The sequence below is a fragment of the Paenibacillus germinis genome (assembly GCF_013141785.1).
In the GTDB taxonomy this organism is placed as follows: domain Bacteria; phylum Bacillota; class Bacilli; order Paenibacillales; family NBRC-103111; genus Paenibacillus_E; species Paenibacillus_E phytorum.
In genome coordinates, this window is the sequence record NZ_WHOC01000139.1 from 1 (window position 1) to 16,959 (window position 16,959).

11 protein-coding genes and 1 pseudogene are annotated in these 16,959 nt (G+C 45.0%); 9 read left to right on the top strand and 3 right to left on the bottom strand.

Annotated features, from left to right (window positions below; translation table 11 throughout):
* Positions 1–705 precede the first annotated feature (705 nt).
* Together trhO and GC102_RS25680 are read right to left on the bottom strand one after the other, a co-directional pair.
* Complete coding sequence (gene trhO, locus GC102_RS25675) at positions 706–1,611, bottom strand: oxygen-dependent tRNA uridine(34) hydroxylase TrhO (protein ID WP_171692040.1); 906 nt, start codon at positions 1,609–1,611, stop codon at positions 706–708.
* Positions 1,612–1,696: 85 nt separating this feature from the next.
* Complete coding sequence (locus GC102_RS25680; RefSeq protein WP_171692041.1) at positions 1,697–5,452, bottom strand: response regulator; 3,756 nt, start codon at positions 5,450–5,452, stop codon at positions 1,697–1,699.
* Positions 5,453–5,613: 161 nt separating this feature from the next.
* Between GC102_RS25680 and GC102_RS25685 the strand changes: the two genes are divergently transcribed.
* The 9 genes and pseudogenes from GC102_RS25685 to GC102_RS25725 all read left to right on the top strand — a co-directional run.
* A complete protein-coding gene (locus GC102_RS25685) occupies positions 5,614–7,320 on the top strand; it encodes a methyl-accepting chemotaxis protein (RefSeq protein ID WP_171692042.1) in 1,707 nt (568 codons plus the stop codon).
* 107 nt (positions 7,321–7,427) lie between these two features.
* Positions 7,428–8,561: a stalk domain-containing protein gene (locus GC102_RS25690; RefSeq protein WP_171692043.1), complete on the top strand. Its 1,134-nt coding sequence runs from the start codon at positions 7,428–7,430 to the stop codon at positions 8,559–8,561.
* Positions 8,562–9,012: 451 nt separating this feature from the next.
* Positions 9,013–9,333 carry an SPW repeat domain-containing protein gene (locus tag GC102_RS25695; protein WP_171645986.1) on the top strand — a complete coding sequence of 107 codons (321 nt, stop codon included), beginning with the start codon at positions 9,013–9,015 and terminating at the stop codon, positions 9,331–9,333.
* 88 nt (positions 9,334–9,421) lie between these two features.
* A complete protein-coding gene (locus GC102_RS25700) occupies positions 9,422–11,518 on the top strand; it encodes a class I SAM-dependent methyltransferase (RefSeq protein WP_171692044.1) in 2,097 nt (698 codons plus the stop codon).
* Positions 11,519–11,624: 106 nt separating this feature from the next.
* Entirely contained in the window at positions 11,625–12,398 is a 774-nt protein-coding gene (locus GC102_RS25705; RefSeq protein WP_171692045.1) for an NUDIX domain-containing protein, read from the top strand.
* Positions 12,399–12,467: 69 nt separating this feature from the next.
* Positions 12,468–13,007, top strand: a complete 540-nt coding sequence (locus GC102_RS25710; protein ID WP_171692046.1) for a cysteine hydrolase family protein — start codon at positions 12,468–12,470, stop codon at positions 13,005–13,007.
* Between the two features lie 69 nt (positions 13,008–13,076).
* On the top strand, positions 13,077–13,910 hold the full coding sequence (nadE, locus tag GC102_RS25715) for an NAD(+) synthase (protein ID WP_171692047.1): 834 nt from the start codon (positions 13,077–13,079) through the stop codon (positions 13,908–13,910).
* Between the two features lie 5 nt (positions 13,911–13,915).
* Positions 13,916–15,358 carry a nicotinate phosphoribosyltransferase gene (locus GC102_RS25720; RefSeq protein WP_171692048.1) on the top strand — a complete coding sequence of 481 codons (1,443 nt, stop codon included), beginning with the start codon at positions 13,916–13,918 and terminating at the stop codon, positions 15,356–15,358.
* Between the two features lie 34 nt (positions 15,359–15,392).
* Positions 15,393–15,857 (top strand): annotated as a pseudogene (locus GC102_RS25725) (aldo/keto reductase); the annotation flags it as partial.
* Between the two features lie 73 nt (positions 15,858–15,930).
* On the opposite strand, the gene GC102_RS25730 reads toward GC102_RS25725, so the two are convergent.
* On the bottom strand, positions 15,931–16,725 hold the full coding sequence (locus GC102_RS25730) for a hypothetical protein (RefSeq protein WP_171692049.1): 795 nt from the start codon (positions 16,723–16,725) through the stop codon (positions 15,931–15,933).
* Positions 16,726–16,959 lie beyond the last annotated feature (234 nt).

Sequence of the window (16,959 nt, forward strand, 5' to 3'; positions counted from 1 at the left end):
TAAGAGGCATCCATTCTCCTCTTAATGACATTACCTGTTCAGAGGTTGTCATCGTCGTTGAATTTTGGCCAAATAGTGTAAATTAGTACCGCAAAAGAGCCCCCGAACTGTAGGTTGGGGGCTCTTTCGGTACTAAAATTATGCTTCAAGAGAGGGGATGTCCCAAAGTGAAAAATAAATTTAAGGGACAGCTTCTTCATAGTTAATGCATCCATCTATCCATGGTAGGCTTCCCTAAAGTGAACGTAGAGACGCTATTCCGTTGTTTTTAGCTTCGGATAGCTCAAAACTCATTAGATAAGGCCCTCTCGTTCCACTAATTCAATGTTTAACTCATTTCATCCACTTTAGCGGCTTGTCGTTCCGTTAAGAACAACTTTGACCAAAAAATGCGAAAACCACGCTTTCCGCGAGAGCTCTGCGAGCCGAAGCTCGTTGACAGAGTCTGAGAAGCTAATAATCGACTTCTCAGCAGACCATCCTGAGCGTCTGCTCAGAATAAGCGCGGAAAACGCGCTTATTCTGGAGCGAACGAATAAAAAAGGAGTAAGTTTTGCTTACCCCAAACCCTAAACCAAATAAATTCTGATATGACCCAAAAGGACTTCCCACTATTGGCGGAAGTCCTTATGAATACGTTCTTTAAGGTAGATCCCCCTCAAGGTTTATAACCCTTTTGGGACAGCCCCTCTTTCGGTACAAAAATTATGCCTCAAGCGTACTCATCGTTTTCTCTTCGCATTCCTTCGAGCAGAAGCTATTATGCTTCTCTTCACAGGCTTCGCAGCAGATATGCTTCAAGTGGCAAGCATCGTTCGCACAGTTGATGTAGCGATCTTCTGCTGTTCCACAGTGGTAGCATTTGCCTACGACGATATCTTCGTCCGTACGATTGATAGGGACTGAAATCCGCTCGTCGAAGACGTAGCATTTGCCATCGAATAAGCGACCTTGAACATCTTCATCTTTCCCATAGCTCACAATACCGCCATCCAGCTGATAAACCTCTTTGAAGCCTTCCTGTAACAGGAAACCTGACAGCTTCTCACAGCGGATACCGCCGGTACAATACGTGAGAATGGGTTTGTCCTTATATTCTTGGAGATTATTGCGGATCCATTCCGGGAATTCCTTCGTAGTCTCAACCTCTGGACGAATGGCGCCGCGGAAATGTCCGATATCGTACTCGTAATGATTGCGTCCATCAAGGACGATGACATCTTCATGCTGGAGCTTCTCGTAGAATTCCTTTGGCTTCAGATGTGTGCCGGTTAGTTCGTTCGGATTCACGTCTTCTTCAAGTCGGAAAGTGACGAGTTCCTTTTTAGGACGAACAAATAACTTTTTGAAAGCATGCTGTTCACTTTCATCTATCTTGTAGATCATGTCTTTGAACAGTGGCATTTGACGCATCATCGCGATGTAAGCATCGGTTTGCTCGACCGTTCCTGAAAGCGTTCCGTTAATGCCCTCGGGAGCAATAAGGATGCGGCCTTTAATTCCGAGCTTTTTGCAATAAGCCAAATGTTCCTGAGCTAAAGCTTCGTGATCTATAACGGTAACGAATTTATAATACAACAAAATGCGATATGGAGCGCCTTCTACTGTCATGATTAACTTAACCACCTATACGTATAAATTGCATGCTCATACTGAGAAAAGCATAAGCATATAGTGACATAAATCAGCGTATTTTTCAATCTAACAGCAATTTTTGGATGGAATGAAAAACTTCCTCCAGAGCAATGGCAACCGATTGAAGTTGGTTCTGGATCATGCTGGTATTTGTTTCATCAGGCCCATCGTTATGTTCTAACATTTCTTCAAGAGCAGTTGCCGCGGCGAATACCCGATTAGCTGATAGGTTGCTAGAAGAGCCGCGCAGCGCATGCAGCAGATTTATGGCTTCGGCATAGTCCCCTTTCTGAATCGCAAGCGTTAATTGTGAAATAATTGGAGCCGATTGACTATGAAATTTTCGAAGCATTTCGTGATAGATCTCAGTTTTTCCGCCAAGTCGTCCGAGTGCTTCTTCCATATCAAGCCCTGGAATGGCCATCCTATTCTTCTCGCTAAGAACAGCATCGACGGCTGCAAACAATCGGCTAGGAATGATGGGCTTGGAGATCACTTCGTTCATACCAGCCCGAATACAATCTAAACGCTTCTCCATAGTAGAGTCCGCGGTTAAAGCAATAATAGGAATGTTCATCCATCTAGGCTCAAGACGAATTCGTTTGGTAGTCTCAATGCCATCTAGAATGGGCATATGAATATCCATTAAGATCAAGTCATAATCATTATTCTCTAAGTCATTTAATGCTTCGAAGCCATTGGAAGCCAACTGAACGTCACAACTCATACTATTTTCCAGCAGCGAACGAGCGACAGTCTGATTAATTTCATTATCCTCGACTAGCAGAATGCGATAAAAGGATGTCATTATTTCTGCTGTATGCGGGAAGTCTGTCGTGTTGATGAGTTCCTTATCGGCCTGTGTGCCTGTTAGTGTTTGCAGTGTCTGGTATAATACGATTCGCGAGATAGGTTTGACCAGAATGGCATGCGGTGCCGATTGTGCAGGCAGCTGCTCCAAGGCATCCCTGCCTGATAAAGTAGTGTAAATAATCGTTAAAATATTCATTGAACTGCAGGCTTCAAGCATGCCCAGCCATACTTCCTCTCCGTACATATCAACAGCTTCCATATCAAGCAGGATCACATCTACGGGAATAACATCAATGGCATTCCTTGCTTCTTTCCAAGAATAAACACCGGCTGCTTCTGTACACATGGATTGAAGGGTATGAACAAGCACTTGGTTCAGACCAGGATGATCTTCCACAATTAATGCGCGCAGCGGGAGGATTGCCTGAGTCTTTATAGGTTGCAAGGACAACGAGAAAGGTAAACTAATCCGGAATTCACTGCCGACCTCTGGTTGGCTTGACACCTCGATGGTGCCGCCCATATTCTCAATGATGTTCTTCGAGATAACAAGACCGAGACCCGTACCCCCGAACTTCCGACTCGTTACTTCATCGGCCTGAACAAACGGCTGGAATAGCTTGGATAGGTGCTCTTCATCCATCCCGATGCCTGAATCGCTGACAGTAATGCCAATTCTGACTTCTTCCTCTCGGAGCTGTTCCACGTAAACACGCAGTGTGACTGTTCCTTGCTCTGTAAATTTTATCGCATTGGTAGTTAGATTCAGCAAAACTTGATACATGCGTAGGGAATCCCCAATGAGTCCAAGCGGGACATTGTCATGGATATCACAAATAAAATCAACCGGCTTGTGGCCAAGCAGCACGCTAAGGGTTTCACAAACACGGTCTATGGTCTCATCCAGCTGGAACGCATGATGTTCAATGGCTAGCTTGTCCACCTCGAGCTTCGAGAAGTCCAGAATGTCATTAATAATATTGGACAGAGATACCGAGGACCTCACTATTTTACTTATATAATCCCTCTGAAGCGGTGACATGATTGTTCGCTCCATCAAGTAGGAGAGTCCGACAATGCCATTGAGAGGTGTCCGAATTTCGTGACTCATACGAGCAAGGAAAATCCCTTTAGCCAAATTGGCTTCATCTGCTTCTTGTTTCGCTCGAATGAGCTCCTCTTTGGAATGTACTTGATCCGTAATATCTCGCGTAATGGCTGAGAAATATCGCTCTCCCTTGTTTGCTGGGCAATGGGGTACGATGATAACGGAAATGAATATTTGCCGTTGTTCCTTCGTTAGGACATCTGCTTCAAATTCCCAGAATCCTTCCCGAATAGCCGTGTTCAGACCCTCTTCAAAATTGATGTCATTTTGGATATCTACGTACTCACTGAAATGTTTGCCAACGGTTTGCTGTTTATCTAATCCAACTATGCTCTTACAGGTTTGATTCATATAAAAAATATAGCCTTTCTCATCAAATGAGAGAATGGAATCACGTGCGCTTTCTACAATCGTTAATAGCCTCTCTCTAGACTCATTGCTCTCCTTAATATCACTAATGTCTCGAGCGATGAATACGAAACCTTTTAGCTCGCCATTCGGATTTGTTATGCTGCTGACACTAACCTGGACGAAGAAACGAGTACCATCTTTGTGATGCCAAGTCCATTCAGAATCCTCTTTTAGGTGACGCAATGAACGAATCACGAGGGCTGTACAATCAGCCGGAACATATTCCCCAAGCTCTGACGAGTATTGCGCGGCTCTTTCTATCAGTTGGTCTTGATCCAACCACAGTAGGGGCGTTGCTTTCTTGTGAACTTCTGCTAAAGAATAGCCAAGAAGCTGTACAGCTCTACTGTTGATATGATTGATAGTAAAGGAAGGATCTGTCACGATCATGGCATATTGATTGTGATGAATGAAAGCTTCGAACGGCTCGAATAGCTCACGTAAGTTTTCTATCATGCCATTCACAGAATGGGCAAGAGCACCCAGCTCATCCTTGCTTTTGAAAATAAGCGGTTTTATGTAGAAATTACCCGCAGCGACTGATTCTGTGACATGGAGAATTTGCTTGATGCGTTTAATAATCAGTGTATTCGCAGTCAAGTAAATGAGGAAAAAAATGACCACAGCCGTCATCACAATTAATCCGATCGTTGACCAAAGCAAGGGGCTCGTTGGAGCTTCGAAAGCTGAAAGGGGCATGGAATAAGCGAGGTACCAGTCTAATTTAGGTACACGCGCATAAAACCACCGAGCTTTTTGACCGCCGTAATAAGATTCGTCCAGAAATCCTTCGTTTGTCTGCAGCGCTTTTTGAAAAGCTGGTCCAAGTGAAGGGTATTCGGTGAAAATATTACGGTTCAAAATTTGAGATGTATCGGTATGATGCAGAATGAGTCCCTCTTGGTTCACGATAAGTATTTCGCCCTTCTCCAAAGGGGTATGAAGATGCTCGAAAAAGATTTGCTCCGCATCAAGAGAGATGTTTACGATACTGGTCACTTCGTTTCTATCATTGAAGACAGGTGCGGTTATGGAAATGATGTATGTACCGGTTATTTGACCGATTTCAGGATCAGAGATGAATGTTTTCCCTTTTAGAGCCTCTTGGAATCTTCGTTCCCCTGTTGCATAAAGTGTTTGTCCAGTAGTGAGAGTCATATAGCCACCCAGATCTATAATTCCCATGGAATGATAGCGATTAGCGCCTGTTTTTAATTCTTGGGTCAAAAATTGGAGCCGCTCCTCAAGTGTCCCATGCTTCATAACGTCTACACGACTTATTAGCTCCACTTCTGCTAAACGAATGGATAAGAAATCGTATAAATTTTGTGCGGAATTGGAAACGGAAGTTATCGATTGCTCTTTCATTTGATGAATAAGTTTATCTCTCGAGAGCCGATAATTTGTAATCCCGACAACAGTTAGGGAAATACAAGTGATAAGAACAAGCAATGAGACAAGTTTGAAACGTAAAGATGATGACATGTGTAACCTCCGTGAAAATTCTAACTGTTAGCAAATCTAACAGTTTTACAATGAATGTAAGGTAAGAAATTTAATGATTAAAGATTATGATGATTGCAGCAGATGAATTGAGTATACATCATAGTTGGATCATTCATTCATTATTTGGGGGGAATTGGCATATGCGACTTACAGTGCGAACAAAAATGATTACGGTATTTGCAATCATCTTTCTGATGATTGGAGGTTTAAGCTGGACAGATATGAGTCGAATGGGCGCATTGAAGGACAATACGAGAAAGCTTGCTGAAAATTGGATGATGGGCATTCAAATTATTGAAGAGATTCACTATAACTCGGAGCATTTATTAGCAATCTACTATCAGAAGAAGCTAGAGCCAGATGTTAAAAAGCATGAGCCACTTGATGCTGGCATGGCAGCATCAATCGCAAGGATTGATAAATTGTTAGCAGATTATAAGGAATCTCTCGCCGGAGAAGAAGATGCCAATTACTTCAACGAACTTAATAAGAATTGGGAAGATTTCAAAGCTGCTTTTATGAAAAATAAACAGAATGCCGCTGATCCTAGTAAAGTAAAGGAAGCTGCAGAAAGCCTTCAGGTGATGGCAACCGCTTTTGGAAAAGCACAAAAAACAATGGCGGATATGGTTTCGTTCAACCAAGACGGAGGAAGAAAAGCGGAGCTGGAAAGCTTGAATGTATACAAAACAAGTGTGAACACATCTCTTATCGTTCTTAGTGTCATCATTGCCTTCATGCTAATTACTTGCTACATATTTGTTAGAAACATTTCCTCACCCGTTCGTAAAGCATCACAAGCCTTAAATCGGATAGCGAACGGGGATCTTACCGTTGAACCTATTCTAGTAAAAAATAAGGACGAGATTGGAGATTTAATCGGTTCTGTTAATCAGATGGTTAACCATTTGCGTAAGTCTGTAGAGCAAATGATGCTTGCCTCGAATAGCGTTGCGGCATCGTCTCAGCAGTTGTTTGCCAGCTCCGAGCAGAATACATCTGCCTCGCAGCAAGTTGCACAAGCTGTTCAGGATTTCGCAACTGGATCCGATAAACAAGCCCAGAGTTCAATGGAATGCGGCAGAGCGATGGAAGAAATGACTGTAGGTATTCAACGGATTGCAGAAACAACATCGGATGTATCTGAATTATCTATTTCTGCAACGCAGCTTGCTGAGCAAGGGACCCATTCGATGGAGCGTGTAATGAGTAAGATGCAAGCAGTGAGTCATTCTGTGGATGCTGCGAACAAAGTCATCAAAGAGCTGGAAAAACATACCCAGAGCATCGGTCAAATCTCGACGTTGATTGGAAATATTGCCACGCAAACCAATCTTCTTGCCTTGAATGCAGCGATTGAGGCTGCTCGTGCTGGAGAGAGCGGAAAAGGTTTTGCGGTTGTAGCCGGTGAAGTTCGAAAGTTAGCGTCACAGACGGATGGTTCTGTACGTGATATTTCCGAACTCATTTCGAACATTCAAAGAGACTCTGCACGTGCCGCTCTAGTTATGAATACGGGGCTGTCAGACGTACAGGAAGGTCTTAAAGAGGTAGGGATTGCGGAGCTAGCATTCGGTCAGATCGTCAACGCGTCGCAAGAAGTAGCCAGCAAGATTCAAGAAACAGCTGCGGCGGCTCAGCAAATGGCTGCAAGCTCAGAAGAAGTATCGGCAACCGTAGCAAGTGTAGGCTCTGTTGCGCAGCAAACTTCGGGTACAGCTCAGTCGGTAGCGGCTGCAACTGAAGAGCAGCTCGCGTCCACGGAAGAGATTACAGCTTCTGCTGAAAGCCTTGCTGGTATTGCTCAAGATTTGCATCAAGTTGTGAGTTCATTCCGAATTTCTTAAAAAGAATGCTGACGATCAGACTTTCTGGAACGTTGGCGCGTCTAGTTATCGTAAAGGTTAAATCAACCGAAAGATTATCACGATAACGAATGAGGAGTGAACATGAAATGAAAAAAAATCCGTATAACATGTTGAAACTTGGTGTAGTCGGATGTGCAATGTTGGTGGGAGTTAGCGGTGCTGTATTACCATTAACAGGTATGGCTTCAGCGGAAACAGTTACCGTAGTGCCAATTCTTTCACCAGTTGCATCTGAGTCAACTTCTCCAGTTCAAATGAAAGAAGTAGAGCTTACCTCTAAGACGCAGGATCTAAAAACCAATATTAAAGTGCCGCAGCTTTCAGGCATGTTGGATACGAAGTATCAAGAGCAAACGAATGACATTATTTTATCCCTCGCGAATAAAGATTTGGCGAATTGGGAGAAAGAGGCTACTGAAGCTGCTGCTGATGCAAAAACGAATGGTTTCACATATCGCCCTTACGAGCTGACGATTAATTATGCGTTGAAATCGGATGGTTCGAGCAATCCGGCTGGTGTTGTCTCACTTGAAGTCACAACCTATGCAGCTACAGGTGGTACGGGTATGCCGCGCGTTGATACGTATAATGTGCTGAATCGCGAACAAGGGCAGCGTGTTACTTTGCAGGATCTGCTTGGAGATAACTTCAAGGAGAATGTAAATGCCGGCATTCAGGCCAAAATCAATGAAAAACCGGAGAATTATTTTAAAGATGAATTTAAAGGCATCAGTGAAGAGCAAGGCTTTTATGTGGAAAAAGGCGAAGCAGTTATCGTGTTCCCGAAATATTCGATTGCGCCGGGCTCCAGTGGAACTCCGGAATTCCGTTTTAGCTTGCCTGAGAAATGGACTATGACACCTAAACCAGTTGCCCCTATACCTGTTGAGAAAATGAAGCTGGAATTAGTGGCAAGCGATAGCCTAACAAATGCCGAAGGCGTGAGTCTAGTGCCTTTACGCAAAGTAGCAGAAGGACTTGGCTACGAAGTGAAATGGAATCAAGAGACATACGCTGCTGAATTGAAAAAGGGTGCTGGGTGGACGAGTGTTTCCGTGGGTCAAGACAGCTATTTCTTTGCGAAAATGGCTCCGGTTATGCTAGGGACAGCTCCAGCTATTCTTAACGACACGCTGTATGTACCTTTGAAATTCGTATCTGACATCCTACATGCAGATGTGAAAACGAGCGATGCAGGCGCCATTCATATTGAACAATAAGAAATTTGAGAACGTCGATTTATTCATCCATTCAAGTTCTACATGGAAATGTCTTAAATCGGAATCAATCGGCACATATGTTCACTTAATAGCTCCTGGATGATTGAATCTAAATTCTTTGTTTAATGTTGTTGTAAAAAGTGCAACAATTGTTGCCTAGAAACCGCCTCTCACCCTTCTTTGTTGCATTATGTACAACAATTCTGCCCGATACAGGCGATTTTGCAACAAATGAGCTCGAATTGTTGTACGAAATGCAACTCTAAGTTGGAATATAGCCTTTAGGCATACAAATTGTTGCAGAAATTACAACATTGTAAACCTCAATACCGTAACCTCTTGCCTCGAGCAGCCTATTTATTTGGGTGAGCTGGAGGCTTTTCCATTTCACCATACTGAAAGCGTTTGCGTATACTATTGCATCTCGTAAATTAGGAGGTGGCAGCAGACGATGTATTTGAAAAACTTATTGTCCGCTTGTATGGGCCTTTGGTTTCTGGTGAGTCCCTGGGTGTTCGGCTTTGAAGCTCATACGAATGCACTTTACACCTGCGCGCTGCTAGGCAGCTTGCAGTTCGTAGCATCTCTGATGGCCCTAGGGAAAACCGGCAAAAAGGTTTGGCAAAATTGGCTTTGTTTTATTATTGGTGCTGTATTCATTGTCGTTCCCAACGTATATCATTTGGATCTAATGGCCTTTTTTTCATTTGTCGTGTTTGGCTTTATGACCATACTGGTCAATTACGCCAATCTATATGCCGATCATCAATGAAGTAGTCGAATGCGGAAACGTGAGATTGCCATGGGGTTGGTTTATACTAGTCATATAATGATAAGTGATGGGAGGATCATATACCGGCATGTTAAGTTCATTAGAATTAATAAAAAGGTATCGGGCAGGGGAAACAAATGCCGCAGACCAACCTAAATGGTTAACCTATATCGTTTCGGCGGAGGAGCGCATCGTTAACTTCGAGCGGATTCAGTCGATCCAGGAGCTGGCACAGGCGAACCCTGTGCTTGATTATGTTGAGCGGACATTACATATTTTGGACGGGCTAGCGTTGTCCTTTTGGAAGAAAGATTTACTAGAAGAAGTGTTGATCTGGTCTGAAGTTGCGAAGGGCGGGACTTCAAGGGACCGTTTCATGTGGCAAGAAGCAGGTATCCATCTTTACGTCCATAACCTAGGTTCAGCGCAGTTATATAAGCTCGATAAAGGAGATACAAGCGATAAGTCAACTGTCATACATACGTTAATCTACACTCATGGGCTAATTGGTCAAACAATCCGTGGCGAAGTTCCGCTTAAAGAACATGTACCGTTAATTCGTTTGATGAAGGATAACTTGCTTTCAGCTGATGAATTAAGAGGCTTGCTCTTGTCGCTGAATCAATGCATTATTGCAGGTGTGTCAGAAGAACTCTGGCATTCCGTTCGTAATGAAGTGGAGTCAATGATTGAGCAGATCGTATCCGATTCATTGGAAAAAGAGCCTGCCATAAAGGATCGCCTTGCCAGACTACGGGGAAACACGATTCAAAAGGGAGAAAATTTCGATGTCGAATATGGAAAGCTGCTGGACGAAGTTCCATTAGATGCGTTGACGGCATTTTTAGATGGTAGAACTCTGTGGTTCGTAGAAGCGGCCCTGCAAGAATTTTCTTTGGTGCAGTTGGTGAAAGTATTCCTGATTATCCAGTTTTCAAATGGTCAAGCGGATTCTATTCAACACATTAGCTTCGAACCTTTGATGAATACGATGTATTACGATTACAAGGGCAGCAAAAAAGTAAACGTGTATAAGAAGAGGATGATTGAGAAATATTTGGGTGAGCTTGCTTGGAATGATTTGATGAAGGATCCGTTGGAATTATCTCAAGAGTTCAAACCCGATGGTAAGTGGGGCAATGCCCATCTGAAGCACCTCATTGATCGAAAGCCCCAACTCCCGGACACGATATTTTTCACCTTCCAATTTTCTCCTGCTGCAGAGAAGCTGATTGAATTTTGTGTGGAAGCAGAGAAATCTCCTCTATATGAAAAGGCGGTTCTGTTATTGTTCGATCTGTTCGAATTGCGCAGAGATGCCTATGACCGTTTCCATAACGAGGAAGAATACTTAGCCACGATGAACCAAACGGCTGACTATAAGAAGATGATGCTGGATTACGTTGTTGGGAAGCGGGTTGTTGATATCGGACCTGGCGGCGGGGTTATGCTGGATCTCATTGAGCAGTATTTGCCGGACAAGCATCCGATTGGGATCGACATTTCGTCGAATGTGATTGAAGCGCTGGAACGCAAGAAGCAGCTGGAGGGGCATCGGTGGGACGTTATGAAGGGGGATGCACTTGATCTCAAACAGTATGTAGAGCCGGGCTCAATCGACACGGTTATTTTCTCATCGATCCTGCACGAATTATATTCCTACATCCCTTTTGGCGGAAAGAAATTCAACCATGCTACAGTTGCTGCAGCGCTGCGAAGCGCTTTCGATGTTCTCGCGCCAGGAGGCCGAATCGTTATCCGAGATGGTATTATGACGGAACCTGCTGAGCAGAAACGGACCATTCAATTTCTGCAAGAAGGGGCGATGGCTTGGCTGCAGCGGTATGCGAAGGATTTCGCAGGGCGAACGATTCAGTATGAGGTCATAGCTAAGGATGAGGTCATCATGCCTGTGAATGATGCGATGGAATTCCTTTATACATATACATGGGGTGAAGAAGCTTATGTACATGAAGTGCAGGAGCAATTCGGTTACTTTACCCCAAGCGAGTTTACTGCGTTCATCCTGGATACATTAGGTAACGAGGCCAAAATCGTGGAGAGCAAACACTTCCTTCAGGAAGGGTATACGGACGCGCTGGCGGATAAAGTAAGGATCATGGATCAAGATGGAAACGTGGTTCCGCTGCCGGATAGCACGTGTTTGATTGTGATAGAGAAATAGGCACAAGACTAATTGCCAAAATCCTATTGTAAAAGAATTTTAATTATGTCATAATGAAATTATCAAATAGACAATATCGCAAGAATTGTAATTAAGCAGGTGACTAATGAATGTACCAATAGAGAATGAAAGCAATTATCGAGCGAGTAAATATCGCACACCTGACGGCGCGCCAACGGATATCGTCATCTTTACGATTACCTCAGAAGGAAAAGGATCAGTGAAGAAGTCGCTTCCTACTCGGGAGCTGCAAGTTTTATTGATTCAAAGAAAGCAATGGCCGTTCGAAGGCCAGTGGGCACTTCCGGGCGGGTTCTCGATGGAAACCGAAACCATTCAAGAGTGCGCCCGGCGCGAGCTAACGGAGGAGACGGGGGTTTCGGACGTACACATTGAATATTTCAATGTGTATAGTACGCCGCAGCGCGATCCTCGGGGGTGGATGATCTCGCACGCGTTTTTTGCACTTGTGCACGAACGCCATCTTGAGAAACGTCAAGCCGCTGATGATGCAGCTGATGTTCGCCTTTTCCCTATCGATGAGGCGCTGGCGATGGATCTCGCTTTTGATCATGAAATCATTATTAAAGATGCTCTTACTCAAATTCAGCAGAAGATGCTGACGACGACGATTGCCAGAGAGTTCCTGACCGAGGAATTTACGATGAGTGAGCTGTATCAAGTCATTCAAACGGTCGTTCCGACGTTCAAGGAACGGAATTTCATTCGTAAAATTACATCGACCCAAAGTCGCAAAGGGATTATCGAAGAGGTGTTGGATCATAACGGGCAGGGTAAAATGTCTAACCGTTACTCCCAGCGAGCTGCTCAGTTGTACCGATTTACCGATTATGTGCCTCAGCTGTCCATTTACAGCTAGGCCTCTCTTTTCTGTTTTGATATTGTCTTAATAATAATATCAAATATACAATATGAAGGAGTGTTTAGGATGAGAGCTCTTATTATCATTGATTATACGGTGGATTTTGTTGTTGGGAAGCTTCCTTGTGGGGAGCCGGGCGTTGCGATTGAAGCGAGAATTTGTGAAATTACAAATCAATTTTTGGCCCAGCAGGACTTTGTGGTTGTGGCCGTTGATCTCCACGATGAACAAGATCCTTTCCATCCAGAGACGAAGTTGTTTCCTCCACATAATATTCGTGACACCGCGGGACGCGATTTATATGGCAAGTTGAAAACTGTACATGAGCATAATAAGAGCGAGATCTATTGGATGGACAAAACAAGATACAGCGCCTTCTGCGGCACCGAGTTGGAGCTTAATTTAAGGGCAAGAGGAATTCATGAGCTGCATTTGGTTGGTGTTTGCACGGATATTTGTGTCCTGCATACAGCGGTAGATGCTTACAACAAAGGCTTCGAAATTGTTGTTCATGAGGATGCAGTCGCTAGTTTTAATCAAATTGGGCATGAGTGGGCCTTACAGCATTTTCAAGGTACATTAGGGGCGAAAGTTGTTCGTGGTTAAAGTGATAGCTGCGTTGGCAGATGAGGTATGAATCGGACAGAAATCACGGAGAATGAGGAGATGGTGAATATGCGGAATCTTAAGCAAGAAACGATTCAAGCTTCATTATTTGTGCAGGAGAACATCGACGTGGCTTACGAAATCGATCGACGAGTAAATTTCCTCAAAGCCTATCTGATTCATACAGGAGCCAAAGGCTATGTGCTCGGGCTATCTGGAGGTCAAGACTCCACATTAACAGGTAAGTTGGCTCAAATAGCCATCAAAGAGCTGAATGCGGAAAGTAGCACAGAAACCTATCAATTCATGGCTGTAAGGCTGCCTTACGGTATCCAGAAAGATGAAGCAGATGCACAGGCGGCGATTGACTTTATTCATCCTAGCCGTGTTGTTACTGTCAACATACAATCAGCTGTTGATGCGTCCGTATGGCAATTTGCCGAAGCTACAGGTGAGGTTTTGAGTGATTTTCACAAAGGGAATGTGAAGGCTCGTGAGCGCATGAAGGTGCAGTATGATTTGGCCGCGCACTATCAATTGCTTGTTTTGGGGACGGATCATGCGGCAGAGGCGATTACTGGATTTTTCACAAAACATGGGGATGGGGCATGCGATGTGGCTCCGATCTATGGCCTTAATAAGCGGCAAGGCAAGCTGCTGCTGAAGCAGCTGGGGTGCCCTGAACATTTGTATTTGAAAAAACCTACAGCAGATTTGGAAGATTTGAAACCAGGTCTTCCGGATGAAGAAGCGCTGGGAGTCACTTACGATCAGTTGGATGACTACTTGGAAGGTAGCCCCCTACTCGCTTCTGCTGTGCAGAAGATTGAGGAGCGCTACGCCGTAACCGAACATAAACGCAGGGGGCAAGTAAACTACTATGACAATTGGTGGAAAGGATGAATCCTATGAAATACGACAACTTGACGCTTCACACAGACAAATACCAGATTAATATGATGTACGCGCATTGGCTGCAGGGCACTTATAAGCAGAAAGCTGTTTTTGAAGTATACTTCCGTAAGCTGCCTTTCGGGAGCGGATATGCGGTCTTCGCTGGTTTGGAGCGGGTAATTCATTACATTCAAAACCTGCATTTTGGCGATGAAGAGATCGCCTACTTGCGGACACAGGAAGAGAATTATCGGGAAGATTTCCTGGAGGCGCTGCGCGCGTTTAAATTCGGAGGAGACTTGCAAGCTGTCCCGGAGGGTACACTTGTCTTCCCGAATGAGCCGCTCGTACGCGTAGTAGCACGCATGTTCGAGGCGCAGCTGGTTGAGACGGCGATTCTCAACTTCGTGAACTACCAGACGCTTATCGCGACGAAAGCATCGCGGATCAAACAAGTTGCGCCGCGCGATGTGCTGCTCGAGTTCGGCACAAGACGCGCCCAAGAGGCTGACGCCGCTATCTGGGGCGCAAGAGCAGCCTATGTCGCAGGGTTTCATGCGACATCCAACCTCCGAGCCGGGATGCTGTTCGGCATCCCGACCAAAGGCACGCACGCTCACGCATGGGTGCAGGCACATGACACGGAAGAGGAAGCCTTCCGTGCTTATGCTGAGGCGCTGCCGGAGCAAGTGACGCTGCTCGTTGATACGTACGATACGCTGCGCAGCGGCGTACCGAACGCGATCAAGACGGCGCGTCTGCTGCAGAGCCAGGGCAAGAGCATGAACGCGATTCGCCTGGATAGCGGCGATTTGGCGTATTTATCCCAGCAGGCAAGGTGCATGCTGGATGAAGCGGGCTTTCCCGAGGTGAAGATCGTCGCATCGAATGATCTGGATGAGAACATCATCGAGGGGCTGAAAGCCCAAGATGCGAAGATCGATGTCTGGGGCGTGGGCACCCAGCTCATTACTGCAGCTGATCAACCAGCGCTGGGCGGGGTTTACAAGCTGGTTGCCCGTGAGAAGAACGGCGAATTCGTGCCGGTCATTAAGATCTCGGGCAATCCCGAGAAAGTAACCAATCCGGGCTTCAAGGAAGCTTACCGGATCATAAACAAGAAGACAGGCAAAGCGGAAGCCGACTATTTGGCACTTCAGCATGAAGTCGATATCAAGAAGGGGGAACGAATCAAGCTGTTCGACCCCATCCACCCTTATATCTACAAATATATTGATGACTATGAAGCAATTCCACTGCTCCACCCCATCTTTCTCCAAGGGAAGCTTGTCTATGAAGAGCCCACGTTGGATGGAATTCGAGACTACCATGCGCAGCAGATGCAGTCCGTTTGGCCGCAGTATCTGCGTAAGCTTAATCCGGAAGTTTATCGTGTGAATTTAAGCGCGGCATTATGGAAGCTGAAGATGGATTTAATTCATGAGCATCAAGGGTAGCTATTGCACAAGTATGTGATCTTATTTCCAGATAACTTGGAAGGCGCTCGTTCATTTGTACAAAGAGGGATACGTCCGAGCCATTGGTGTCAGTAATTTTCAGATTCATCATTTGAAACAAGTTATTGAAGATACAGGTGTTGTTCCAGCCGTGAATCAAGTCGAGTACCATCCGGAGCTTGCGCAAAAAGAGCTTCTAGCATTCACTCGTGAGAATAACATTCAGCTAGAAGCATGGAGTCCCCTCATGCAGGGGAAACTCGATCATCCCGTACTGACGCAGCTTGCTGCCAAATACGGAAAATCTCCGGCACAAATTGTGCTGCGCTGGGATATTCAGAATGGCGTTGTGACAATTCCGAAGTCAGTTACAGAGCACCGAATTCGGGAGAATGCGAATATTTTTGATTTCGAACTAAGCACAGATGATATTGCCCTCGTGGATTCGCTAAACGAAAACAAACGCATTGGTCCCGATCCTGACCATGTAACTTTCTAGTTTTAAGTTGAGGAATTTCCTGTTTGGTACAGGGGTTCCTCTTTTTTTTCGAATGGTTCCCTTCCCTTTCGTTTCATTGCAACAACGCGATCATCTGATACACCTCACGATGATCGCCGGGGAGCAAGTAATTGGCGACTTTGAGCTGGGAGGATCCGTCGCCGTCCAGGAAAAGCCCATCCACCAGCTGTCCATTGCCAACCTGCTCTTGGACGGCTGAACGGAATTGCTCTCCAGTGCATGGCGTTGGAGCCACGACTAGATAAACGTTGTTATTCCTGTCGTAGACGATACCTGATCGCATGCGCTTCTCGTTAATGACGGGCATCTCTTCCGCTAACGCTTGGTCCACCCATCCATCTGGATTGGCAAGTCCCATGCTCACACCTCCCTGCGCCCAGTAATGAGCGCGATCCATCACCTTCAGCTCGTCCGCATGTTCAACGACTTGAATGGTAAAGGTTTGAGCCTTCTCATCCCATACAAGCGTTCCCCGCTTGCGGTCAATATTAAACCAGCCAGAGCCGTAATCGCCAGGTTCCCCTTTGACGGGACGATCATTAACGACAGCAATGCTAAGGAGATAGCCCTGCCAGAAAAAACCGCCGTTAATCCCATTTTCCTGCCTTTCTGTCACATTGCCTGTAATTGCTCTCAGCCCTATGTTCTGTGGCGGAGTCCGTATACTATGGAGCGTGACGCTGTTGCTAGCTTGGTGGATGCTATATTCGGAAACAGGGAGGTTTGGTGGTGGTTTCACCCTAGCATGAGTTCCGCAGATGATGGTCCATATCAAACTAGTTATCATAATAAGGAGATAGATAAGTAGGTGGGCTGCATTCATTTTTACAAGTCGTAACCTATACATGGGGCAACTCCTATTCTCTTAAATCAGATCCTTTCTATGAGTCTATGAAATTTAATTTCGAATTATGCTTGTAAATAAAAAAACAGTTGAGCGGGAGAATATGGATCCCGTGCAACCGTTTATTTTTAAAGATAAGGTCGAAATACATGAACTTGAAGGATATTTGATTGGATTATATCCAATGATGTCTCATGACAACGGCGGTTGGGGTTAGTTTCATTGGATTTATACAGT